At 67.0% G+C, this 23,779-nt stretch carries 20 protein-coding genes; 9 read left to right on the top strand and 11 right to left on the bottom strand.

The features are described 5' to 3' along the window. Positions 1-133: 133 nt before the first annotated feature. Entirely contained in the window at positions 134-1,012 is an 879-nt protein-coding gene (locus tag IP86_RS09150) for a LysR family transcriptional regulator (protein WP_054162207.1), read from the bottom strand. Positions 1,013-1,126: 114 nt separating this feature from the next. On the opposite strand from IP86_RS09150, the gene IP86_RS09145 reads away from it, so the two are divergent. The 3 genes from IP86_RS09145 to IP86_RS09135 all read left to right on the top strand — a co-directional run bounded on the left by IP86_RS09145 (position 1,127) and on the right by IP86_RS09135 (position 3,848). After that, positions 1,127-2,434 carry a dicarboxylate/amino acid:cation symporter gene (locus IP86_RS09145; protein WP_054162206.1) on the top strand — a complete coding sequence of 436 codons (1,308 nt, stop codon included), beginning with the start codon at positions 1,127-1,129 and terminating at the stop codon, positions 2,432-2,434. A gap of 62 nt (positions 2,435-2,496) precedes the next feature. Then, positions 2,497-3,336, top strand: a complete 840-nt coding sequence (locus tag IP86_RS09140) for a bifunctional allantoicase/(S)-ureidoglycine aminohydrolase (protein WP_054162205.1) — start codon at positions 2,497-2,499, stop codon at positions 3,334-3,336. Then, a complete protein-coding gene (locus IP86_RS09135) occupies positions 3,333-3,848 on the top strand; it encodes an ureidoglycolate lyase (protein WP_054162204.1) in 516 nt (171 codons plus the stop codon). The genes IP86_RS09140 and IP86_RS09135 overlap by 4 nt, the downstream gene beginning before the upstream one ends. A gap of 52 nt (positions 3,849-3,900) precedes the next feature. Here IP86_RS09135 and IP86_RS09130 read toward each other — a convergent pair whose 3' ends face one another. The 5 genes from IP86_RS09130 to IP86_RS09110 all read right to left on the bottom strand — a co-directional run bounded on the left by IP86_RS09130 (position 3,901) and on the right by IP86_RS09110 (position 8,221). Then, positions 3,901-4,296: a hypothetical protein gene (locus IP86_RS09130; protein ID WP_502693994.1), complete on the bottom strand. Its 396-nt coding sequence runs from the start codon at positions 4,294-4,296 to the stop codon at positions 3,901-3,903. Between the two features lie 74 nt (positions 4,297-4,370). Next, positions 4,371-4,793, bottom strand: a complete 423-nt coding sequence (locus IP86_RS09125; RefSeq protein ID WP_054162203.1) for a flagellar export chaperone FliS — start codon at positions 4,791-4,793, stop codon at positions 4,371-4,373. Continuing rightward, positions 4,793-6,502, bottom strand: a complete 1,710-nt coding sequence (gene fliD, locus IP86_RS09120) for a flagellar filament capping protein FliD (RefSeq protein WP_054162202.1) — start codon at positions 6,500-6,502, stop codon at positions 4,793-4,795. Before fliD ends, IP86_RS09125 begins: the two co-directional genes overlap by 1 nt. Before the next feature lie 61 nt (positions 6,503-6,563). Beyond that, positions 6,564-7,388, bottom strand: a complete 825-nt coding sequence (locus IP86_RS09115) for a flagellin (protein ID WP_054162201.1) — start codon at positions 7,386-7,388, stop codon at positions 6,564-6,566. A 137-nt stretch (positions 7,389-7,525) separates the two neighbouring features. After that, on the bottom strand, positions 7,526-8,221 hold the full coding sequence (locus tag IP86_RS09110) for an RNA polymerase sigma factor (protein ID WP_054162200.1): 696 nt from the start codon (positions 8,219-8,221) through the stop codon (positions 7,526-7,528). A gap of 513 nt (positions 8,222-8,734) precedes the next feature. Between IP86_RS09110 and IP86_RS09105 the strand changes: the two genes are divergently transcribed. The 3 genes from IP86_RS09105 to IP86_RS09095 are packed head-to-tail and all read left to right on the top strand — an operon-like array spanning position 8,735 to position 13,116. Beyond that, entirely contained in the window at positions 8,735-11,206 is a 2,472-nt protein-coding gene (locus IP86_RS09105; protein WP_245290577.1) for an HAD family hydrolase, read from the top strand. 53 nt (positions 11,207-11,259) lie between these two features. Continuing rightward, complete coding sequence (locus IP86_RS09100; protein ID WP_054162215.1) at positions 11,260-12,588, top strand: hypothetical protein; 1,329 nt, start codon at positions 11,260-11,262, stop codon at positions 12,586-12,588. A 12-nt stretch (positions 12,589-12,600) separates the two neighbouring features. Then, entirely contained in the window at positions 12,601-13,116 is a 516-nt protein-coding gene (locus tag IP86_RS09095) for a hypothetical protein (RefSeq protein ID WP_054162199.1), read from the top strand. A 111-nt stretch (positions 13,117-13,227) separates the two neighbouring features. Here IP86_RS09095 and IP86_RS09090 read toward each other — a convergent pair whose 3' ends face one another. Continuing rightward, entirely contained in the window at positions 13,228-14,283 is a 1,056-nt protein-coding gene (locus IP86_RS09090; RefSeq protein WP_054162214.1) for an acyltransferase family protein, read from the bottom strand. 169 nt (positions 14,284-14,452) lie between these two features. Between IP86_RS09090 and hrpB the strand changes: the two genes are divergently transcribed. After that, positions 14,453-17,080 (top strand): ATP-dependent helicase HrpB, encoded by a 2,628-nt coding sequence (hrpB, locus tag IP86_RS09085; protein WP_054162198.1) that lies wholly within the window; start codon positions 14,453-14,455, stop codon positions 17,078-17,080. Positions 17,081-17,260: 180 nt separating this feature from the next. After that, positions 17,261-17,773, top strand: a complete 513-nt coding sequence (locus tag IP86_RS09080) for a TIGR02281 family clan AA aspartic protease (RefSeq protein ID WP_054162197.1) — start codon at positions 17,261-17,263, stop codon at positions 17,771-17,773. A 21-nt stretch (positions 17,774-17,794) separates the two neighbouring features. On the opposite strand, the gene yddG is transcribed toward IP86_RS09080, so the two are convergent. The 3 genes from yddG to IP86_RS09065 all read right to left on the bottom strand — a co-directional run bounded on the left by yddG (position 17,795) and on the right by IP86_RS09065 (position 20,855). Continuing rightward, positions 17,795-18,679 (bottom strand): aromatic amino acid exporter YddG, encoded by an 885-nt coding sequence (gene yddG / locus IP86_RS09075; RefSeq protein ID WP_054162196.1) that lies wholly within the window; start codon positions 18,677-18,679, stop codon positions 17,795-17,797. 82 nt (positions 18,680-18,761) lie between these two features. Next, the gene (gene phbB / locus IP86_RS09070) at positions 18,762-19,487 is read right to left on the bottom strand and encodes an acetoacetyl-CoA reductase (RefSeq protein ID WP_054162195.1); all 726 of its coding nucleotides are present in this window, start codon (positions 19,485-19,487) and stop codon (positions 18,762-18,764) included. Between the two features lie 189 nt (positions 19,488-19,676). After that, complete coding sequence (locus IP86_RS09065) at positions 19,677-20,855, bottom strand: acetyl-CoA C-acetyltransferase (protein ID WP_054162213.1); 1,179 nt, start codon at positions 20,853-20,855, stop codon at positions 19,677-19,679. A 299-nt stretch (positions 20,856-21,154) separates the two neighbouring features. Between IP86_RS09065 and phaR the strand changes: the two genes are divergently transcribed. Continuing rightward, positions 21,155-21,751 carry a polyhydroxyalkanoate synthesis repressor PhaR gene (gene phaR, locus IP86_RS09060; RefSeq protein WP_197279713.1) on the top strand — a complete coding sequence of 199 codons (597 nt, stop codon included), beginning with the start codon at positions 21,155-21,157 and terminating at the stop codon, positions 21,749-21,751. Between the two features lie 119 nt (positions 21,752-21,870). On the opposite strand, the gene IP86_RS09055 is transcribed toward phaR, so the two are convergent. Then, positions 21,871-23,613, bottom strand: a complete 1,743-nt coding sequence (locus IP86_RS09055) for a putative bifunctional diguanylate cyclase/phosphodiesterase (protein ID WP_054162193.1) — start codon at positions 23,611-23,613, stop codon at positions 21,871-21,873. Positions 23,614-23,779: the final 166 nt, after the last annotated feature.

Raw genomic sequence — 23,779 nt, 5'->3', positions numbered from 1 at the left:
CGAGCGGGCGTCGCCCGTCGGCAGGGTTCAAGCTCGCCTATGGGCAACCGTTCCGATCGCGGCCGCCGCCGAGACCGCGCGCGACGTCGCATGCGACATCCTGCCCGCTCCGCACGGGGCCCTGTGACGCCACTCAGGCGGTGTGGCCGAGCGTCTGGACCAGGCTGACGAATTGATCGACCAGCGGATTGCTCGCGGAGGTTCGCAGCGCGTGCACGTCGGCGCGGATCGGCGAGCCGCCGACCGGCCGATACACGACATCCTGATGCGCCAGCTTGCTGACGAATTCCGGGATGATCGCGACGCCGAGACCGGCGGCGACCAGGCTGATCAGCGAGGCCGATTCGATCGCCTGATGGGTGATCCGGGGCGCGAAGCCGGCTTCGAAACAGCACTGCCACAGATATTTGGCGAACAGCGAATCGTCGAGCCGCAGAAACACGAAGCTTTCGTCGCGAAGATCCGCCAGCATCACCTTTTTGGCCGCGAGCTTGTGGCCCTTCGGCAGCACCACCCGCACCGACTCCGTCCATGCCGGCGTGCTGACGATGTCGACGTCCTGCGGCGGACAGCGCAGGAAACTCACGTCGGTCTGTCCGGATTTCAGCGCAGCGACCTGCCGATCCGGCGACATTTCGTGAATGCGCAGATCGACGTCTGGATAGTTCAGCGCGAATTGCTGGATCGCGCGCCCGAGCGGTCCGGTCAGCACCGAGCCGGTGAGTCCGACATTGAGGATGCCGGCGGTGCCGGCGCCGATCGCGCGGGCCCGCTGCACGGCGTCTTCGGCCCGCTGCAAAATCGCGAGCGCCTGCTTGAGAAAATCCTCGCCGGCGCGCGTCAGGCTGACTTGGCGCGTGGTCCGCTCGAACAGCGCTGTGCCGATTTCCGCCTCGAGATCGCGGATCTGCTGACTCAGCGGCGGCTGCGCGACGCCGAGGCTCTCGGCGGCCGCCGTGAAGTTGAGATGCCGCGCAACGGCCACGAAGTAGCGGAGATGCCGGATTTCCATGCCTTAATCATACTTCGATCGTGTCAATCAAGACATAGGAAATATTTGACGTCTAGAAACACAGCAGTGATTGTTCCGCAGGCTCCAGATCGCTCCAGACCCGGGACAATTCCGATGAGGCAGTTTTTCACGTCGCTGTTCGGGCAGGTGGTTGCTGCCCTCGTGCTTGGTGTCGTCATCGGTGCGCTGTGGCCGGAGATCGGCGTCGCGCTGAAGCCGCTCGGCGACCTGTTCATCAAGCTGATCAAATTCGCGATCGCGCCGCTGGTGTTCGGCGTCGTGGTCAACGGCATCGTCGGCGCCGGCGACCTCAAGAAGGTCGGGCGCGTCGGGCTGAAGTCGCTGATCTACTTCGAGGCGGTGACGACGATCGCGCTCGCGCTGGGGATCGCGCTGGCCTACCTGTTCCAGCCCGGCGCCGGCATGAACGTCAACACCGCGACGCTGGATGGCTCGGCGCTCGCCGGCTACACCAGCCACGTCAAGGAAGTCACCGGCTTCGTCGACTTCCTGATGCGGCTGGTGCCGACGACCTTCATCGACGCCTTCGCCAAGGGCGACGTGCTGCAGGTGCTGATCATCGCCATTCTGTTCGGCGCCGGCCTGTCGATGCTCGGCGAACGTGGCCGGTCACTGGCCGACAGCATCGAGCGGATCACCGACGTGCTGTTCAAGATCATCGGCATCATCGTCCGGCTGGCGCCGCTCGGCGTGCTCGGTGCGGTCGCGTTCACGGTCGGCAAATACGGCGTCGGCTCGCTCAAGCAGCTCGGCCTCCTGGTCGCGCTGTTCTATGTCGGCGTCGCGCTGTTCGTGTTCGTGATCCTCGGCGGCATCATGCGGCTGGCGGGCTTCAGCCTGATCAAGCTGCTGGCCTATCTGCGCGAGGAGCTGATGGTGGTGGCCGGCACCGCGTCGTCGGACAGCGTGCTGCCGCAGGTGATGCGCAAGCTGGAGCGGCTCGGCATCAAGGACTCCACCGTCGGCCTGGTGATCCCGACCGGCTACTCCTTCAACCTCGACGCGTTCTCGCTGTATCTGACGCTGGCGACGGTGTTCATCGCCCAGGCCACCAACACGCCGCTGTCGTTCGGCCATCTGCTGGTCATCCTCGGCATCGCGCTGCTCACCTCCAAGGGTGCCCACGGCGTGCCCGGCTCGGCAATCGTGGTGCTGGCCGCGACGCTGTCGGCGGTGCCGGATATTCCGCTGATCGGCCTGGTGCTGGTGCTGTCGGTCGACTGGTTCGTCGGCATCGCCCGCGCGCTCGGCAACCTCGTCGGCAACTGCGTGGCCACCGTGGTGATCGCCGCCTGGGAGGGTGATATCGACCGCGCGCAGGCGAAGCGCGTGCTGAACGGCGAGGTCAGCACCGACACCGCCGCGATCCTCGATGCGCCGGTGGCGAAAGCGCCCGCCTGACGCGGGCGGACGAGCAGGCAACGATGCAAGAAACGACGCAAGAAACGACCGGGAGAGGCCCCATGGATGCTCCGACCTACAACCCGCCCTGCGGGGGCCTGCCACCCCAGGGCGCGCTGCATACCGGACGCGCGGTGTTCACCGAAGCCTATGCGGTGATCCCGCACGGCGTGATGAGCGACATCGTCACCAGCCTGCTGCCGGGCTGGACCGGCACCCGCGCCTGGATCCTGGCGCGGCCGCTGTCGGGCTTTGCCGAGACGTTCTCGCAGTACCTGATGGAGATCGGACCCGGCGGCGGCAGCGACAGCCCCGAACCCGATCCGCAGGCCGAAGGCGTGCTTTTCGTAGTCGGCGGCACCCCGGCCCTCACCCTCGACGGCCAGGACTACGCGCTGCGGCCCGGCAGCTACGCCTATCTGCCACCCGGCGCCGGCTGGAAGCTGCGCAACCGCGGCGACGCGCCAGCGCGCCTGCACTGGATTCGCAAGGCCTATGAGTTCGCACGCGGCTTCGACGTGCCGGATGCCTTCGTCACCCACGAGGCCGAGATCGAACCAGCCGGCATGACCGGCACAGGCGGCGCCTGGGCGACGACGCGGTTCGTCTCGCCGGAGGATCTGCGCCACGACATGCACGTCAACATCGTGACGCTGCAGCCCGGCGCCTCGATCCCGTTCGAGGAAACCCATGTGATGGAGCACGGCCTGTTCGTGCTCGAAGGCAAGGCGGTGTATCGGCTCAACCGCGACTGGGTCGAGGTCGAGGCCGGCGACTTCATGTGGCTGCGCGCGTTCTGCCCGCAGGCCTGCTACGCGGGCGGCCCCGGCCGCTTCCGCTATCTGCTGTACAAGGACGTCAACCGCCATCCGGCGCTCGGCCGCCGCGGGTTCGGCCGATGAGCGATGCGCGCGACCGCGTACTGATCGCGCAGCCGCTGACCGCCGCGGCGTTCGCGCCGTTTGGCCAAGTCATCGACACCGCACAGGTCGCGCCGCGGCCGATGAACGCCGGCATGGCGCAGCGCTACCACGACCTCGCCGCGATCGATGTGACCGGTGACGGCGCGCAGGTCGTGGTCGGGCTGGTCGAGGCGCAGCCTTATCGGCTGCCGCTGCGGCTGGCGCTGGTCGAGCGCCACCCGCTCGGCGCCCAGGCGTTCGTGCCGCTGAACGCCGCGCCGTTTCTGGTGATCGTGTGTCCGGATGAAGCGGGCGGACCCGGCAGGCCGCAGGCTTTCTTCACCGCCCCGCATCAGGGCGTCTGCTACGCGCGCAACGTCTGGCACGGCGTGCTGACGCCATACGGCGCTGCGCAGGATTTCGTGGTGATCGACCGCTCTGGGCCGGGGCTGAATCTCGAAGAGCACGTGTTCGACGAGCCGTGGACCGTGAGCCTGCCGGCGAGCAGCTGACGGCCGCTCTGGCCCGGGAAGCAGATCCGTCCGGCCGTAAACCTGCGGGCGCTCAGCGGGCGAAGACTTTCGCGGCGGCAGGCTGATCGGCCTCGCCCTCGGGAGATCCCTGCGGTTCCACCTGAGCTTGCCTGGCGGCTGTGACGATGCGGTCGGCAAGGCCGGCCGGAGCCCGGACCGGCGGCGCAGCCAGGGCTTCGCGGACCGCCTTGGCGTCGGCGAGCAGCCGCTGCGCCTCCGCGGAGGTCGCGACCAGACGCTCGGCTTCGCGACGCTGATCATCGGGCCATCGGGACGGATCATCCCCCAGCCGGTCAATCAGATCCTCGAACTCCGCAATGTCCATCGCATGCTCGACGAGAGGGCTGGCGCGTTCCCGCACGTTGGAATCATCGATCCACGTGACGGAACAGTCGGTCTGTTGCAGCGCTGCCGATTCGATCGGCACGGCGCTACAATGTCCGTCTTAAAGCATTTGGGGGCCGCCGGAAATCGCTTTCCACCCGCGCCGGCCTCGGGGCATTACTCGGCGCGGCGGGAAGCGGTCGGCGCAGCCGTCCGGGCCGTGGTCTCGACGTATTCCCACGCCTCGCGCAGTTCGGCGATGCCGTCGATGATGCGCTGCAGATTGGCGCCCGCGTGAGGCCGGCCCGAGGCGCGCAACGCCGCCAGCACCAGCGCGTTGTAGGTGTTGAACAGCCGCTCGGCCAGCGCGCCGCCCCGGCCGGAATCGAGATAGTGGCTCAGCCCGCGCAGGATCGCGGTCGCCCGCACCACGCATTCGTGCCCCTCTTCGAACCGCCGCGCCTCCTGCGCCTCGATCGCGCGGCGGAGCTGCGTGATGGCGCCGGCGTGGAGCATCACCACCGCCTTCAACGGCGGCACGGCCACGGCGGCGCCGCGGTAGGCCTGGTTGGCCCGCTGGGCCATCGAATGCTGGGTCATCAATTACTCGAACTGGCGTTGAGGAGGGCTTTCAGATAGGTCAGCGTGTTGTCGGCGCTGGCGATCGCCGCCTGATAGTTGGCGTATTGCGTCTGCAACTGGCTCTTGTAGGTGGCGGCCGCCGCCGTGATGTCGTCGACCTTCTGCTGCAGATCGGAGTCGCGGCTCTGCAGCCCGCTGATCATCGTCTGCAGCGAACCGCTGGTCGACGAGGTGCTGTTCGCGATCTGGTAGATCTGCGACGCGATGCCGGTGGTCGACGTCACGCTGATCGACTGCGCCGTCGTGCCGCTGTAGGTGAAGGCCATGCCCGCATAGGCGGTGCCCGACGCCCCGATGATGGTGGTGCCGCTCACCGTGAACAGCGACGAGTCGCCATTGACCGAGGCGCTGGTGAGATTGCCGCTGGAATCGACCGCCAGATCCAGCGTGAAGGATTGCGGCGCGGTGCCGGTGTTGACCACGGCAAGCTGACTCGACGACGTCGTGGTCTGCGCCGACAACAGCTTGGTGACACCGCTGAGATTGGTCGACAGGATGCTCGACAGCGTGCTGGTGTCGAGCTCGAGTTCGTTCTTTTCGTTGAAGGACAGGCCGATCGCGCTCATCGACAGGCCGCCGACGGTGGTGTTCAGCGCCGCTTCGAGCCGGCTGGTGATGTCCCGCATCGTGCTGTCGCCGAACAGCACCGCGCCGTCGGAGGCGGTGCCGTCCGAATTGGTCGCCTGCTGGGCGATCACAGCGTCCCGATAGGCGTTGTAGTTGGTGACGAAGGTCTGCAGCGCCGAGCTGATCTGGCTGGTGTCGGTGCCGATGCTGATATTGATGCTGGAGCCGCTCGGCGTCGCCTGCAGCAGGTTGAACGTCACGCCGGTCAGCACGTCGGAGATGTCGTTGGTGTCGCGCGTCATCGCGATGCCGTCGAGCGTGAATTCGGCGGGCTGCGCCGTCTGCAGCACGTTGGCGAAACTGCCCGAGCCGTCGGTGAAGCCGAGCGTGTTGAGAACATCGTCGCCGGACGTGCTGGAGTATTGAATGTCGGCGGCATCCTGCGTCGCCGTCAGCACCATCCGGTACGAGCCGCTCGACACCTGCACGATCGAGGCTTCGACATTGGTGGTCGCGCTCTGGGCGTTGACGGCGTCGACGACATCCTGCAGCGACATCGTGCTGGTGATCGAAATCGCCGTGCTGCTGCCGCCGGCGAGACCGAGCGAAATCGTGCCGCTGCTGCCGAGCGCGTCGGTGGCGCTCGATTGCGTCGCGCTCATCACCTTATGGGCGGTCGCGATCTGGCTGATCGTCAGGGTGTGGTCGCCGGTCGCGGCGCCGTTCTTCACCGACATCGAGAGCGCCGACGACGCGCTGACGTCGCCGGTCGAACTCAGCGTCGCGGCCCGGGTGGCGAACACGTTGGTGGCGAGCGAATTGACCACAGCGGTCGCCAGCGACGACAGCCCCGAGGACAACGTGCTGAGGTTGGTCTGCAGCGTCTGATAGGCGGCGATCTTGGCTTCGTTGGCGGTGATTTTGGTCGAGATCGACGTCGCCGCGGCGAGCTTGGCGTTGACCGCCGAGGCGATCAGCGAATCCCAGTCGACGCTGGTCGTGGTCGAGGTTCCGGAGGTCGTCACCGATGTGCCGGACGACGACGTACTGCTCGTCGTGGTTCCGGCGGTGCCGGAGGTCGTGCTGCTGACCGATGTCATGATCCCGGGTCGATCTCATGGTGATGCCGGGCCGGCCGTGACCGGCCCGGCGAGGGCTTCATCAGCTGAGCAGCTTCAGCAGGTACTGCGGCATCTGGTTCGCCGCAGCTTCGGCCGAAACTGCCGCCTGGGTCTTGACCTCGGCGGACGACAGCTTGGCCTGCTCGGAGGCGATATCGACGTCCCTGATGGCCGAGTTCGCCGACTGCAGATTCTGCGTCTGGGTCGAGATCGAGTCGGCGCTGAAATTGAACCGCGACTCCTGCGCGCCGATGCTGGCGCGCGCCGCCGAGACCGTGTTGATTGCGGTGTCGAGCGAACTCAACGCCGTGGTGGCGCCGGACTGCGTACTGACGTCGAGCGTCGAGACGCCGAGCGTCGACGACTTGAGATTGGACAGCGTGATCGTGATGGTGTCGCTGCCTTGCGTGCCGACCAGCACCGAGACGCCCGAGGCGAACACGCTGGTGCCGTCGAGCAGGCTCTGGCTGGAATAGCGGGTGCCGCTGGCGATCGAGTCGATCTGGCTGGAGAGCTGCGAGAATTCCGAATTGATGTAGGCGCGGCTCGAATCCGTGGTGGTGCCGGACGCCGATTCCGACGCCAGCGACTTCATGCGGGCCAGGATGTCGCTGATGTTGGAGGCGCCGCCGTCCGCGGTCTGCAGGATCGCGACGGCCTGCGACGCATTGGTGGCGGCCTGCTGCAGCGTGGTGACGTCCGAGGAGATCCGGGTCGAAATCGCAAGGCCGGCCGCGTCGTCCGACGCGGAGGTGATGCGCGAGCCGCTCGCCAGTTTGGACAGCGAGCTGGTTTCCTGCGCGGAGTTGATATTGAGATAGCGGACCGCCGAATTGGCCGCCGTGTTGGTCGAGATCGCGGGCATAGCAAGGCTCCTGTGCTGATCGGCGTGACCAGCCGCGTGGCGGCGATGACACCGGACGCGGATCGTCCCCGTCTGATGTTCGAACGGAAGGAGCCGCTTCGATCAGGCGGCGAATGCGTGCGGCAGCCGAATTATGGTCAACAGTCGGTAAACGCGCCGCGCAGGTCACGCTCGTGTCCGCGCAGCAAGGCGCGAAGCTGTTGCCGCCCCCGCTTCAACAAGGATTCCACCGCGTAGACGGTGCTTTCCATGACGTCGGCGATCTCGCCGTTACTCATGTTCTCGTGATACGACAGGATCAGCGCGAGGCGCTGCTGATCCGGCAGCCTCTGCATCGCTGTTTCCAGCATCCGGCTGAGTTCGTTGCGCTCGATCACGCGGCTGGCGTCGAGCTGCGAGTCGGCGACCTCGGGGACGGCGTCGACGTTCTCGGTGCGCGGCTTGCGGCGCAGGTCGATGCAGCGATTGCTGATTACGCGGTACAGCCAGGTCGAGAACTTGGCGCGGCCGTGCTGCCAGCGGCCGCGATGCGTCCAGACCTTCAGCATGGTGTCCTGCACCACGTCCTCGGCATCGGCGGCGTTGCCGAGAATACGCAGCGCGATCGCGTAGCCGCGATCGATGTGGCGTTCGACCAGCGCGCGGAATGCGCCTTCGTCTCCGGTCGCGAGCTGATCGAGCAGCGGCGCGTCCTCGTCGAACACAGTTTCCGCAGCAGGTCGCGGCGCGTCGGGTACGAGGGGCGGCGCCATCTCGGGCGACGCATCGTGGTCTCGCGCGAGCGCTGCGACGTTGGCTTCGGCAGGCGCCGAGATTTCGACCGCGTAACTCATGCCCCATCCTCCAACCCGCAACGCCGCTGGCGCCGAACCAGTCTGGCCTCGTCGTGTTGAACGTCCGTCCGTGCCCGATCAGGCGCGGTATTTTGATTATTTTTCAAATAGTTAGTGGGAATGTTTTGCCCACCATGCGGCATTTTTTGCCGGCGTTGGACGCGCCCCGGGTCACTCCGGCAGAGAACGGACCACCACCACGCGGAGGCACGGCCGGCCGCTCGCATGTCGTCTCCCGGCGCGCGGATAGGACGCGCGGCGAATGAGCGAGCGGCCGTGGACCAGACTCGGGAGCGAGGACCAGAAACGCCGACGGGGTGATCGCACGTTCGTCGTCGTGATCCTGCGATGAGCTGTGAGTTCCGAATCATGCACTCGACACTAGCGCAAATCATCGCGCTGTCAGTCGGCGATCCGCGTCATTTCGATCACGAAGTAACATTTCGGGCGATCGAGCGCCTGCTTATCGATTACCACGCGTTGAAGCGGCGACAAACAAGCGGGCTATGAGTCATGACGGCACTATCGATCGGCGGCTTCCGCCGGGCGCAGACGCGGCGCGCCTGCTCGTTCGATGTTTTCGATACATTTCTGCTACGCGCCTGCACCACGCCGACCGGCGTGTTTGAAAGGACTTATCAGCTTTCCGGCATTTCCGAAGATGATCGAAACATGTCCGATCATTTCTGTCAGCATCGCATCCTTGCTGAATCGCGCGCCCGGGCGAAAGCGAAACAAACTCGCGGCTCGGCCGAAGTGCACATCGCCGAAATCTATTCCTGCTTTCCGTTCAAACTATTCGGCCTGGATGATAGCGCCGTCGATCAACTGGTCGACGCGGAGTTCGGTGCCGAACTCGATTTGTGCCGGACAAATCCGGAAATCCTCGCGCAATATCTCGACAACAAACGCGCCGGCCACCGCGTCGGATTCATCTCCGATACGTATTGGGACGCAGCGCGGCTGGGGCAACTCCTGCGGGCGTGCTGCCCCGAGCTCGCCTGGGATTTCCTCTACGCCTCCTGCGATCATCGCAGCAGCAAGAGCGAAGCGCTGTTCGCCGCCTATGTGGCGGAGCAGCAGGTCGACGTCGCTTCCGCGCTGCATGTCGGCGACAATCCGCAAGCCGACATCGAGGGCGCGCGGCGCTTCGGCATCCGGGCACGGCACTATCCGCAGGCCGGCGCGCGGCTGGCGTCGCGGTTGCAGCGCGAGGCCTCGCTGTTCGACCTCCTGTGCGACGGTCATCCGCGGCAGCTCGATCATGGCGCCCGCACACTGCGACGGATGGTGGCGGCACGCAGCGCCGAGCAATCGCCCGCGTATCATCTCGGCGTCACCGTGGTCGGGCCGGTGATGCGAGCGTTCGACGCCTTCGTGGCGGACCGCGTGGCCAAGCTCGACCAGGACGGCCGCCGCGTCGGCGTCGCCTTCCTCGGCCGCGACGGCTTCCTGTCGTATCAAGTCTGGCAACGAACGCGCGAAGCTCCGGCCTGCTATCTCGAGGTCAACCGCCGCGTCAGCCTGATCGCCTCGGCCGATACGATGGCGCCGCTGTGCGAGCTGTTTCGCAAGATCCCGAAGATCGATGCCGCGACATTCGGCGACATGCTGAAGGTTGTGCCTGCCCCGATCGCCGGCTTTTTCGCCGACCACCCCGGCGGCATCGCCACCGGAGCCGATCTCGCCGACGCGTTGCCGATGCTGATGCAGCCGCGGGATGTCGCCGACCTGGCGGCCGGGCTCCGGGCCCGGCTGGTCTGCTATCTGCGCGAGACCATCGCGGATTTCGATGCGCTGACCGATCTCGTGCTGATCGATATCGGCTATTCGGGCAACGTCCAGAAAGCGCTGAGCCGCGCGCTGCGACTCGAGGCCAACGGGCTTCGGCTCCACGGGCTGTATTTGTTCGCTCTCGACGACGCGCTCGAAGACCTTGCCGAGGGCGACAGCGCCGAAGGCTTCATCTGCGACCGGACGGTGACGCCGCACGTCAACCGGATGCTGGTGCGCAACGCGCTGATCCTCGAACAGATCTGCTGCTCGCCGGAAGGTTCGGTCCGCGACTATCAGGATAGCGGCGTCGTGCGCGAGCCCAATCCGCGGCCGCCGGCGCAGATCGCGCGATGCGCCGAGATCCAGGCCGGCGCACTTGCCTTCATGGCTGTGGCCGACGCCGTCGCGGCGGATTACAGCTTGGCACCGTACGCCGACCTTGCGCGGTCCGCCGCCTGGAGTGCAGCCACGATCGGGCGATTGCTGCTGCTGCCCGACGACGAGGAGCTCGCGCTGTTCGGCGACTTCCAGCACGACGTCAATCTCGGCACCGCCACGCTGGCACCGATGATCGACGCCGGCTTCATCCGCAACCAGATCGTGGCGCGCGGCCTCTCCGCGGCCTGTACCACCGCGCCGCCGCCAATGTGGATCGCCGGCAGTTTCGCGGCGCTGTCGCCGGCGCTGGCCTACTTCTACGCGCTGTTCGGCGCTAATCGGCTGTCGGCAGATGTGGTCGGTGAAACGCCCTGCGGCTCGCTGCAGGTCGGCCTGTTCAGGACCGACGGCACTGCGACGCTGGAGACCGTCACGGTGTTCCTCACCGGGCTCGGCGATCTGCGGGTGCGCGTCCCGGTGTCACGGCAGATGGGGCTGGCGACGATCGCATTGCCGCTCGGCAAATTGACCCGCGAGGGATTGCTCGATGGCGTCGTGTTGCAGCAGGGCAAGACCATCGCCGAGGCCGCGCACAGCCAGGAGGTCGTAAGCGTTCCCGCCGGCCTGCTGATCGATGCCGGGCTGCGCCGCAGCGGTCGGCATTATCTGGCCGAGCAGGACGACGCCTGTCTGCTGATCCAGCTCGGCCCGATGCGATCGCCATTCGCGGTCTACACGCTGGCCGTCACGCCGCTCGGCAGGGGCCGGCCGCTGGCGACGCAGCCGGCGGCGATCGTGGCACGCGGCGCCCGCGAGCACGGCCGCGCCTGATCGCGCGTGCTCGGCCGTTCAAGGCTTAGTCATCTCTCTTGCGGATCTCCGCCTTGCACGCTCTCGACCACGCCAGCGCCTCCCACCTCGACGGCTTACTTCGCGCCGCCGGCCTCCGGCTCAACGAAGCGCAGCGTCGCCGCCTCGGCTGGCTCGCCGCCCGGCTCGGCGAAGCCCGGCTGTACCAACGCGGCGACAAACTCAGCGCTGAACACCGGCTGATCATCGTCACCGATCCGCTCAACAGCGCCGGTGCAGAGCTGTTCTATCGCAGCCTGCGGGCCGGCAGCATCGTCGTCGTGCCGTTCGGCGAGAACCCGGTGTTCGACTTCCTGAAGTCGAAGCTGACCGAATACGGCACCGTCGGCACGCATGGGGCCGATGGTCCCCACGAGATGTGGTGGGGTGGCGTCGGAGCGATCGAAGCGCTCATCCCGCGTCCCGCGATCGAGCGGCTGCGGGTGGTGAGCTGCTATCCGCGCAGGGGCGACGCCCAGGGCGCGCTGCGGCTGCAGCAGGCCGCCGAACGCTACCAATTGAGGGCGCATATCGAACCGATCGACAGCGCGCTCGACGATCGCCTGCGATGCGCCGAGAAGGCCGATTTCATCGCGCGGATGTGGGATCGCTTCGCCGAGCCGCTGTTGTTCGTCGAAGCCGGCGCCGACCTGCACGAGGCGCCGCTGCTGCCGGCGGGGCTCGGCTGCGATTTCGCCGTTCACAAATGGAATCGCTGGGAGATGTCGGCCCGGACGATCTATCTCGGCCGGACCGCTGCCGCCGAGGCATTGCTGGGTGTCTGGCGGCAGCTCGCCGAGCTGTGTCCCACCGTGTGGGAGGGCGCGCTGCTCGATCAGGCATGGTGCCTGGCGACGTCGCAGCGCTCGCTCGACACGGTATGGCTGCCGCGCTCCTATCATGCGCTGGTCGGCGATCTCGCGGAGGCCAAGGCGACGGTCGTGCACGACTGCTGCAGCACCACGGCCGATCTCGGTCCGGACCCGAGCTTTGCGGCGATCGCACGGGCGGCGAGGCGGGCCGGGCGAACCGGGCCACGCGATGCGCTGGTGGTGATGCAGTCCCAGGCGCTCTCGACCGACAGTGTCGCGGTGATCCTGCACGATGTCGGCACGGCGGACGCCCGCGCGGTCGCCGCCACCATCGACGCCGCGACCAGCGCGTTCGCGGCGGAATGCGGCGGCTTCGGCCGATTCGAACTGACGCTGTGTGCCTGGCGCGACGAGGCCGACGCCGCGCGCCGAGCCGCGCGCTCCGGCCGCGCCAGCGTTCTCGACATCGTGCCCGGCCAGCCGGTGCCGCCCGACGTCTTCGCCTCGCTCGCCAAGCGACGCCCCGCCATCGTCTCCGTGCCGCGCATCTGAAGGACCCGCCCGATGCTCAAGACCATCATCCTGTTTGCCGGCCGCGCGGACTATCAGCACGCGCTCTCGCTGCTGCTGCGCGAACACAATCCTGGCCTGTCGATCTGGACCGACGTGTCTGCCGAGGACCTCGATCTGCTCGAACCCGAGGTGTTGCAGCATTCACGGCTGGTCTGCTTCGGCGATACGCTGCCGCTCGCCGAACACGTCGTGGAACAGCTCGGCCACGGCGCCTACCAGTTCTATGCGGCGCCGCTGCAACATCCCGGCCTGCCGCCGCGGACGGCGGCCGAGGCCGCCGACGATGCGCCCTGCGTCTCGGTGATCGCGCAGGCGATCGGCCGACACCCCGCGTTCGACCATATCATCGGCATCGAGACCTTCACGCTGCCGCCGAGCGACGAAGCTGCCAAACGCGACCGGATCGCCTTCACCCGCCTGGCGCATATGTTCTGGCGGATGTCGCACGCGCTCGCCTGCGAGCCTACGCTGGCGGACGCCGGGCACGCGCCGAGCCGGTGGTGCTGACATCGCCTGCGGCCACAGTCCGACCGGCGACGGCTTCGGCGCTCCGCCGCTGCTACGCTCCTGGCGGCATTGCCTAGGCGTGCGGCTTAGTGCTTAGTGAGGGCGTTCTGGTTACTCGGCCGGCTGCAAGCGCGCGGCCTTCTTCCTCGGCGCGATCCAGAAGGCGTCGGGGCGCTCGAACAGGAAACGGGCGCCGCTCTTCAGCGCCAGCCACCAGATCAGCAGCGCGCCGACCACGCCGGCGATGTTGACCAGAATGGCGATCACGCCGAGATCGAGGAAGCCGCCGAACTTCAGCAGCAGCGACCGGCTGATCGCCATCGGCAGGAAGAACGCCAGATAGATCACGATCGAGTGCTCGCCGCAGAACCGCAGGCCGTCGAGCCAGCGCTTCTCCGCCAGCAGCGTGCCGACCGTGATGATCGCGCCGGCGCCGGCGAGGCCGAGCGCCAGCGAGAGCAGCGGCCATTCGCTCAACCCGACATGCACCAGCGCGGCGTTCACCACCGCCCAGGTCGCGAGCCCCGCGAGGGCCAGCGCCGGCCGCGCGCGGGCCGCGTCGGAGAACGCGAAGACGTGCCGGGCGAACAGATAGCCGGTGTAGAAATAGAAGAACCGCGCGCAGAATTCGTCCGGCACCATCCAGCCGGTCTGCAGATGCAACGACTCCAGCAACGCCGCGATGCCCCAGATCAGCAACGGCGGCAGGCTGCGCGTCGCCTTGGTGACGACGAAGAAGATCGGCAGCAGATAGATGAACCACAGCGTGCCGAACGGATCGATGAACGACAGCGCATACAGCTTGGCGACACCGGCCCAGCCCATCTCGGCCGCGAAGGAGGGCGCCTTGACGGCGAACTGGATCGTCACCCACAGCACGTAGAAGTAAGCGAAGTGCACCACCTTGCGGTCCAGATAGGTCCGCCAGTCGCGATCGATCACCACCGCCAGGAACAGGCCGGAGATCAGGAAGAAGTCCGGCATCCGGAACGGCTTGGCGAACTCGACCACGTAGTGCATGAAACTGGTCTGGCCGGCGGCGGCCTCCACACCCAGCACCGAATGCATCATCACCACCATGATGATGCAGATCCCCTTGGCGTAGTCGACCCAGTCGACGCGGTCGCCATGCATCCGGATCGGGACGTGTGTGCCGGTGTCGGTCATCATTGTTCCTGCTTGGTGCGGCCCGACGGCATCATCGACGGTATCGGTTGCGTTAGTGTTGCGCCGATCAAGGAATATGCCGAGGTCGTCACAACCTTCGCGGCGGGTGGTTTTGCGGCGCCGGATCGAGTCTGTTAACCATCGCCGCCTTCACCGCCGCGAGCCGCCCTTGCCTCGAACTTTCGACACGCCGCTTCCGATCGACGACGCCCTCGGCGATCTGACATCCGCGCTCGACGCGAGCAGCACCGCCGTGCTGGTCGCGCCGCCGGGCGCCGGCAAGACCACGCGGGTGCCGCTGGCGCTGCTCGACGCGCCCTGGCTGCGGGGCCAGAAGATCATCGTGCTGGAGCCGCGCCGCATCGCCGCCCGCGCCTCCGCGGAGCGGATGGCCCGGACACTGAACGAGAAGGCCGGCGAAACGGTCGGCTATCGCGTTCGCTTCGGCTCGAAAGTGTCGCGCGCGACCCGCATCGAGGTCGTCACCGAGGGCATCTTCACCCGGCAGATCCTCGACGATCCGGAACTGAGCGGCGTCGGCGCCGTGCTGTTCGACGAGTTTCACGAGCGCTCGCTCGATGCCGATCTCGGCCTCGCGCTGGCCCGCGACGCGCAGCAGGGGCTGCGCGAAGACCTGCGCATCCTGGTGATGTCGGCGACGATCGACGGCGCGCGCGTGGCAAAGCTGCTCGGCGAGGCGCCGGTGGTTGAAAGCCTCGGCCGGGCGTTCCCGGTCGACACCCGCTATCTCGGCCGCCGCAGCGACGCGCCGCTGGAGCGGCAGATGGCCGAGGCGATCGCATCGGCCTTGCGTAGCGACGCCGGCTCGGTGCTGGCTTTCCTGCCCGGCGCCGCCGAGATCCGCCGCACCGAGACGATGCTGCGCGAGCGGGTGCAGGACGCGGGCGTGGAGATCGTGCCGCTGTTCGGCGCGCTCGATGCCGCCGTGCAGGATCGTGCCATCCAGCCGGCGCCGAAGGGGCAGCGCAAGGTGGTGCTGGCGACCTCGATTGCCGAGACCTCGCTGACCATCGAGGGCGTGCGCATCGTGGTCGATTGCGGGCTGGCGCGGGTGCCGCGTTACGAGCCGGATCTGGGGCTGACCCGGCTGGAGACGGTGCGGGCCTCGCGCGCCGCGGTCGATCAGCGCCGCGGCCGCGCCGGCCGTATCGAGCCGGGCGTCTGCTACCGGCTTTGGGACGAACCGCAGACCGCGTCGCTGCCGGCCTATACCCAACCGGAGATTCTCAGCGCCGATCTGTCGTCGCTGCTGCTCGATCTGGCGCAATGGGGCGTCGCCGATCCGGCGTCGCTGGCGTTCCTCGATCCGCCGCCCGCGCCGGCGCTGAAGGAAGCGCGCGAGCTGCTGCGCGAGCTCGGCGCGCTCGATCCCGACGGCCGCATCACCGACGAGGGCCGCGCGCTGCGGGCGATGGCGCTGCCGCCGCGGCTGGCGCGGATGATCGTCGATGCGGCGCGCTTCGATCATGCCGAAGAGGCCGCCGAAATCGCCGCGATCCTGACCGAACGCGGTCTCGGCGGCGACAGCGCCGACCTCGACGCCCGCCGCGACAATTTCCGCCGCGACCGCTCGCAACGCGCGAGCAGCGCCCGGCAGATGGCGGAGCGGTGGGCGAGGCAGGCGGCTTCGACGAGAGCAGATAATTCGCCCTCACCCTCGCAGCGCGGTGCGGCGCCCTCTTCTCCCTCCCCCCTTGCGGGGGAGGGTCGGGGTGGGGGGTGGCCACAAGCGAGGCCTTCCTTGGGGACCCCCACCCCCGACCCCGGATCAAGTCCGGGGCAGGCTCCCTCCCCGCAAGGGGGAGGGGAGTTAAGCACCGGCGTGCTCCTCGCTTTCGCGTTCCCCGACCGCATCGCCAAGAACCGTGGCAATGGCTCGTTTGTGCTGGCCAATGGCCGCGGCGCGGCGGTCGAGCAGACGTCGTCGCTGGCGCGGGCGCCGTATCTGGCGGTCGGCGAACTCACCGGCACCGCGGCGCAGGGGCGGATTCTGCTGGCGGCGCCGATCACGCTCGCCGAGATCGAGCGGCATTTCGGCGATCAGATCAGCGATGCCGACGAGGTCAGCTTCGATCGCGCCGCGATGGCGCTGCGGGCGCGGCGGCGACGCGGACTCCACGCGATCACGCTGTCCGAAGCGCCGATTGCGCTGAAGCCGTCGGAAGAAACCGCCCGTGTACTGGCCGAGGGTCTTGTCGCAGCCGGGCTCGATCGGCTGCCATGGTCGAAGGCGCTGCAGCAATGGCGCGGCCGGGTGATGTTCCTGCGCAAGGCCGAAGGCGATCTGTGGCCGGATCTGTCGGACGACGGCCTCGTGGCGCAGTGCGAGGCGTGGCTGGTGCCGGCGCTGTTCGACAAGACGGGACTGAAAGACGTCACCGCCTCCGATCTGTCGGATGCGGTGATGAACCTCTTGCCATGGGATCTGCGCACGCGGCTCGACCGCGAAGCGCCGACGCATTTCGAGGCGCCGACCGGCAGCCATCTGCCGATCGACTACGAGGCCGAGCAGGGACCGACCATCGCGGTACGGCTGCAGGAGCTGTTCGGACTGACGACGCATCCGTCGGTGGCCGGCGGCGCGGTGCCGCTGGTGCTGGAGCTGCTGTCGCCGGCGCATCGCCCGGTGCAGGTCACCCGCGACCTGCCGGGATTTTGGCGCGGCTCCTATGCGGGCGTGCGGGCCGATTTGCGTGGCCGCTATCCGCGCCATCCCTGGCCGGAAGACCCGGCGAGCGCGCCGCCGACCCGTCGCGCCAAGCCGAGAGGGACGTGACCCCTGCGGCTGCCTGCGGCCGTGCCAGAACTGCGCGACGGGGCCGGGCTGCGCACCCGCCATTAAGTCTTCGCTCACCCTTTTGGGCAAAATAGCTGCTGGCGGCGGCCGGAGCAGTCGCAGCTGCCGTGCGCGCGTGATCCAATCCCGCGCGGCCTGTGACTGGTGTGGGTATGCGTTATGCGTAACATCTTGATGATCGCGGCGGTGCTGGCGATTCTCGGTACCGCAATGGCCGAGATGGCCGACCGCATGATGCCGGCGCCGGCACATGCCAGCGTGGCCGCAAAGGCGACCATCGGCCTGTCGCCCAACGCCGCGATCCGCAGCGTTGCGATTCCGCGCGATGCGCGCGGCCATTTCCAGACCGAGGGCCGGATCGACGGGCAGCGGCTCGGATTCATGGTCGATACCGGCGCGTCCGTGGTCGCACTCAACGAGACGTCGGCGGCGCAGTTCGGATTGCGGCCGCGCCGTTCCGACTACACCGCGACGGTGATCACGGCGAACGGCACCGTCAAAGCCGCCCGAACCCGGCTGGCGCTGCTCGAGGTCGGCGGACTGATGGTGCGCGACGTCGATGCGCTGGTGCTGCCGGACGCAGCGCTGTCGGAAAATCTGCTCGGGCTGTCGTTTCTGTCGAAGCTCAAACGCTTCGAATATGCGAATGGGCAGATGGTGCTCGAGCAGTAGAAGCCCGCGCGCCGTGTCGATTCATTCGGCCCGTTCCGGCCGCGCTGCGCCCAGCATGTCCTTGGCGGCGAGCAGTCCGCCGCCGGCGATCAGCAGCGCCGCCACCCCCAGCGTCGCAGTCGGCCGCGCATAGCCCGCGAGAATCAGGAAACCGGTCGACAGCAGCGGCGTCGCATAGGACGCCGCGCCGAGCACGCGGATGTCGCCGCGCTTCATGCCGATATCCCAGGCATAGAATGCCGCGCCGACCGGGCCGATCCCGAGCGCGACGATCGCCAGCCATTGCGACGGGCTCTGCGGCCACACCGTGGCTTCGATCGCGCCGTGCACGAGCGCCGCGAGCAGCGCGGTCGCCAGGCAGAAGCCCGCGACCGCATCGGTCGGCACCGCCTTGAGCCGGCGCGACAGCACCGAATAGGTCGCCCACACGAATGCCGCCACAAAGGCGGCGGCAAGTCCCGGCCAATGTGCGCGCTCCAGGGCCGCGCCGTTGCCAAGCAACAGCAGCGCTGTCCCGGCTAAACCCAGCAGCGCTCCGGCGAGGTGATGCAGCTTCAGCCGTTCGCCCGGCAGGGCCGCTGAGAACAACACGATCAGCAGCGGCCACAGATAGTTCAGCAGGCCCGCCTCGGCCGGCGGCGCAAGACGCAGCGCGAGAAAATACAGCGCGTGATAGCCGAACAATCCGCCGACACCGACCGCCCAGACCAGCGCCGGCTGCCGCAGCGCCTGGATCGCACCGGGCCGCACGATCCATCCGGTCGCGGCCGCGATGGCGCCGATCGCGAATGTCATTGCGGCAAGCTGGAACGGCGGAATCGTGCCGGTCCCCACCGTCAGCACCGCGAGCAGCGACCACATCAGGATGGCGGAAAGCCCGATCAGCGTTGCGGTCCGCGGCGTCATCGTCGATTCGTTTGTCGGTGTTGAAACGGGGGGGCGGACCGTCAGACGGTCCGCCCCCCGAAACCAAGCGAAGCGCTCGGCCTCACGTCATGTACTGGCCGCCATTGATGGTCAGCGTCGAGCCGGTGATGAAGCCGGCGTCCTCGCCCGCCAGGAACACGACGGCGCGGGCGATCTCGTCGGCCTCGCCGAGGCGGTTGCACGGGATCAGCGGGAGGATCGCCTTCTCCAGCACATCCTTCGGTACCGCCTGCACCATCTCGGTATTGATGTAGCCCGGGCAGATGGCATTCACCGTGATGCCGCCGCGCGCATTCTCCAGCGCGAGCGCTTTGGTGAAACCGATGTCGCCGGCCTTCGCGGCCGAGTAGTTGACCTGACCGAACTGTCCCTTCTGGCCATTGATCGACGAGATGTTGACGATGCGGCCGAACTTGCGCGCGCGCATGCCTTCGATCACCTGCCGGGTCATGTTGAACAGCGAACCGAGATTGGTGTTGATCACCGCGTTCCACTGCTCGAGCGTCATTTTGTGGAACGCCGTATCGCGCGTGATGCCGGCGTTGTTGACGAGAATGTCGATGGCACCGAGATCGGCCTCGACCTGTTTCACGCCCGCCGCGCACGCGTCGAATGAACTTACATCCCACTTATATACCGGGATACCCGTCTCATCTTTGAATCGTTCTGCCGCCGAATCATTGCCTGCATAAGTCGCCGCCACCGCATGTCCTGCGGCCTTCAACGCCTTGCTGATTGCTGCACCGATTCCGCGCGTCCCCCCAGTCACCAACGCTACACGCGCCATTTCAAAATCCCTCCCGCAATGCTCTTTCTTTTCTAGAATTCGATTGTGTCGTCCCGACTAAAATCCGCCCGTCGACGAACATCAAGCAAAAACGCCCGGCAATCTGCCGGGCGTTTGAACATTCGTTGATGCACCGCACCTTGTTACGTCTGTTGCAACATCATGCCGCATCAGCGGCGTGACATTGCCTCAATCGCGCGCGAGGCACATCGCGATTCCCATACCGCCGCCGATGCACAGCGTCGCGAGTCCCTTCTTCGAATCGCGCTTCTGCATCTCGTGCAGCAGCGTCACCAGTACGCGCGCACCGGATGCGCCGACCGGATGACCGATCGCGATCGCGCCGCCATTGACGTTGACCTTCGACACGTCCCAGCCGAGGTCCTTGTTCACCGCGCAGGCCTGTGCGGCGAAGGCTTCGTTGGCTTCGATCAGATCGAGATCGCCGATCGACCAGCCGGCCTTCTTCAGCGCGGCGCGCGAGGCGGGGATCGGGCCGGTGCCCATGATCTTCGGATCGACGCCGGCATGCGCCCACGACACGATGCGGGCCAGCGGCGTCTTGCCTTCCTTCGCGGCCTGGCTCGCCTTCATCAGCACGACCGCAGCGGCGCCGTCGTTGATGCCCGACGCGTTCGCGGCGGTCACGGTGCCGTCCTTCTCGAACGCCGGCTTCAGCTTGGTCATCGCCTCGATGGTGGCGCCGTGACGCGGATATTCATCGGTGTCGACGACGATGTCGCCCTTGCGGGTCTTGATCGTCACCGGCACGATCTCGTCCTTGAACTTGCCGGCCTTCTGCGCGGCCTCGGCCTTCTGCTGCGACGAGACGGCGAATTCGTCCTGCTGCTGACGGGTGATCTGATACTGCCGCGCGACGTTCTCGGCGGTGTTGCCCATGTGGTAGCCGTTGAAGGCGTCCCATAGACCGTCCTTGATCATGGTGTCGATGAACTCGACGCCGCCCATCTTCACGCCACCGCGCAGATACTGGGCATGCGGCGCCATGCTCATCGATTCCTGGCCGCCGGCGACCACCACTTCCGAGTCGCCGTTCATCAGCGCCTGGTAGCCGAGCGCGACGGTGCGCAGGCCGGAGCCGCACAACTGATTGACACCCCAGGCCGGGCTTTCAACCGGGATGCCGGCCGCGATCGACGCCTGGCGGGCGGGATTCTGGCCCTGCGCGGCGGTGAGGATCTGGCCCATGATCACTTCGGAGACGCGGCCCGGCTCGATGCCGGCGCGCTCGAGCGCCGCCTTGATGGCGGCGGCGCCGAGATCGTGCGCCGGCGTATTGGCGAAGGCGCCGTTGAAGCTTCCGACAGCGGTGCGTGCAGCGCTGACGATGACGACATCGTCCGACATGGACATCTCCTGGGGCTCGGGTTGTTTGAACGAATTGATTGGACGGCGGGTGCCGATTGGGACGGCCAGCGTCGGCGGCCATCCTGAGAATGCCGCCCCGGCGTGTCAATCGCGGAGGCGGCCTTCCTGCTTATAAAGTCACTCCGCCGGCACCGTTCAAGGCAATGTCTGCCTGCCGATTAACCGCCGACGCACAAAACGGTAGCCGAACCGCATTGGAAGTGCTTACTTTATTGCATTGCGTCTCTGCCCCGTCGTCAGGGAGCGGCGGGTTCCTTTCCTCCATGCGTGTGGGTGCCATGGCGAAATCAGACCAACCAACGACAATCAAAAAATACGCGAACCGGCGGCTCTACAACACCGGCACCAGTACCTACGTCACCCTCGAAGACCTCGCGTCGATGGTGAAAGACGGCGAAGACTTCCTCGTCTACGACGCCAAGACCGGCGACGACATCACGCGTTCGGTGCTGGCCCAGATCATCTTCGAGCAAGAGAACAAGGCAGGGCAGAACCTGCTGCCGACCACCTTCCTGCGCCAGCTGATCCGCTTCTACGGCGACAGCATGCAGATGGTGGTACCGAAATATCTCGAGCAGTCGATCGATTCGTTGACCCGCGAGCAGGAGAAATTCCGCAAGCAGATGAGCTCGACCTTGAGCATGACCCCGTTCGCGCCGCTCGAGGAAACCGTCCGCCGCAACATGGAGCTGTTTCAGCAGACGTTCTCGATGTTCGTGCCGCGCAAGCCGAGCCACGAGGTTGAGGCCGAGGCAGCTCCCGCCGAACCCGCGCGCGAGGCGGACAATATCGACGACCTGCGCCGGCAGATGAAGGACATGCAGGAGCGGCTCGACCGGATGTCGATCGAGCACCCGAAGAAGGACGAGGCGTAGTTCGCTACGCTGCAAGCCGGCGTCAGCTACAAGTCGGCTGTCGTTTGGAGACGAGTGATCACGCGATCAGTGATCACTCGTCTGATCTGGTTATTTGAGAGGGCGACCGGCAGGCGGGGTCATTGCGCCGCGCGTCCACCGACCGCGGCGGCCTCCGTCGCGGCCGGCCTGTGCCAGGGACGATGCTGGGAGGCGAGGCCGATCAGCCGGCCCTGGATGTAGTCGCAGCCCCAGTCGCGCAGCAGCAGTGCGGATTCCTCGTCCTGCACCCATTCGGCCACGGTCTTGATGCCGAGCCGCCGCGCCAGATCGATCAGCGTCTGCACGAACGCACGGTCGTCCGCCGAGCGGGCGATGTTCTGCACGAAAGCGCCGTCGATCTTGACGATATCGACGCCGAGGTTGCGCAGGTTTCGGAACGAGGTGTAGCCGGCACCGAAATCGTCGATCGCGATCCTGGCGCCGAACTTCTTCAGCCTGGTGACGAAGCCGCGCACCTCGTTGAGGTCCTGGATTGCCACCGTTTCGGTGATCTCGACGATTAGCCGCTCGGCGACGCCGGGATGCGCCAGCATCAGCGACTCGATCCCGGCCCACCAGTCGGCATCCATCGTGGTGTCCGGCGAGATGTTGAGGCTGAGCGTCGTCTGCGGCGCGGCGGCGAGTTCGGCCACCACCAGTTCGAGCACGCGGTGATCGACCAGGCGGATCAGCCCGAGCCGCTCGGCGACCGGGACGATGTCGGGCGCGAGCAGCACCTGGCCGTCGTCCTGCACCATGCGGACCAGACATTCGTGAAAGCCCGGCGCGCGCGATGCGGCGTCGACCACCGGCTCATAGGCCAGCACGATCCGCCGCTCGTTGAGTGCGGTGACGATCTCGTCGGTGACCCGAATGTTGACGCGGCGCTGGGCGTCGCGCTCGACGTTCGGTCGCCACATCGACAGCGTGCCGCAGCGGCGATGCTTGGCGGCCGAAAGCGCCTCCTGGGCGCGATTGATCGCTTCATCTGCGGTGCGGGCGTGGCGTGGCGACGCCACCGCGCCGATCGACGCCGTGATCGACACCGGGCCCGATCGCGTCGGCACGATCTCGTCGCGCACCGCGGCCAGGAAGCGCTCGGCCGCGATCTGGGCGTCGTCGGCCGTGCAGTTCTTCAGGATCAGGCCGAATTTGTTGCCGGAGAAGCGGCCGAGCTGATCGCCGGCCCGGAGCCGCGCGCGGATCCGCTGCGCGATGGTGCAGATCACCTGATCGGCGACGTCGAAGCCGAACGAATCGTTGATCCGCGCCAGATGATCGAGGCCGATCAGCAGGAAGCTCAGTCCGCTACGGAAGCGCGAGGCTTCCTCGATCGCCTCGGCGAGCGCCGCCACCAGATGGGTGCGGTTGAGCTCACCGGTCAGCGGATCGTACTGCGAGAGTTTGAGAAGCTGCTCGTCGCGGGCGTGGCGCTCGTTATTGACACGAACGATGCCCTCGACCCGGGCCGGGCGGCCGTCGGATCCCGGATACCAGCAGCCGCTCTCCTCGATCCAGGTGATGGGCGCCGATGTCGTCGCCCGCACGCCGTATTCGATTCGGTACGGCACGCAATTGGCGCCTGCCGCGGCCGAGGTGGTCAGCAGCGCGTCCGTCCGGATCGCACGTGACGGCTCGAGCAGCGTGGCGAAGCCGGCTCCGGTCGCCAGGGTTTCCTGAGGGACGTCATGAAACAGCTCGGCGGCGCGTTCGCTCCAGACCAGCGCGTCGCTTGCCAGATCCCACGAGAAGGCCGCATGCCCGAGCGCCGACAGGATCGCAGCCGGATCGGGTCCGGCCAAACCGGCGTGCAGCTCGGCGGCTGATCGGGCTGGCGGCACAGCTGCCTCGTTTCGGGACAGAATCGGTTGGTTCTCCACCCACAATAGGGCGCAGCATACTGTTCAGGCTAGGGCGAGATCGTTAACAATCTGGAAACCTAATCGGCCCGCGACCTCGGAACGATACTAGGCGATGCGGCATATTCCTTGCGAAGCTTCTCTCCGA

The organism is Rhodopseudomonas sp. AAP120, from assembly GCF_001295845.1.
Lineage (GTDB): Bacteria > Pseudomonadota > Alphaproteobacteria > Rhizobiales > Xanthobacteraceae > Rhodopseudomonas.
The sequence above is the reverse complement of the archived record's forward strand: the minus strand, read 5'-3'. Positions and strand labels throughout refer to the sequence as shown.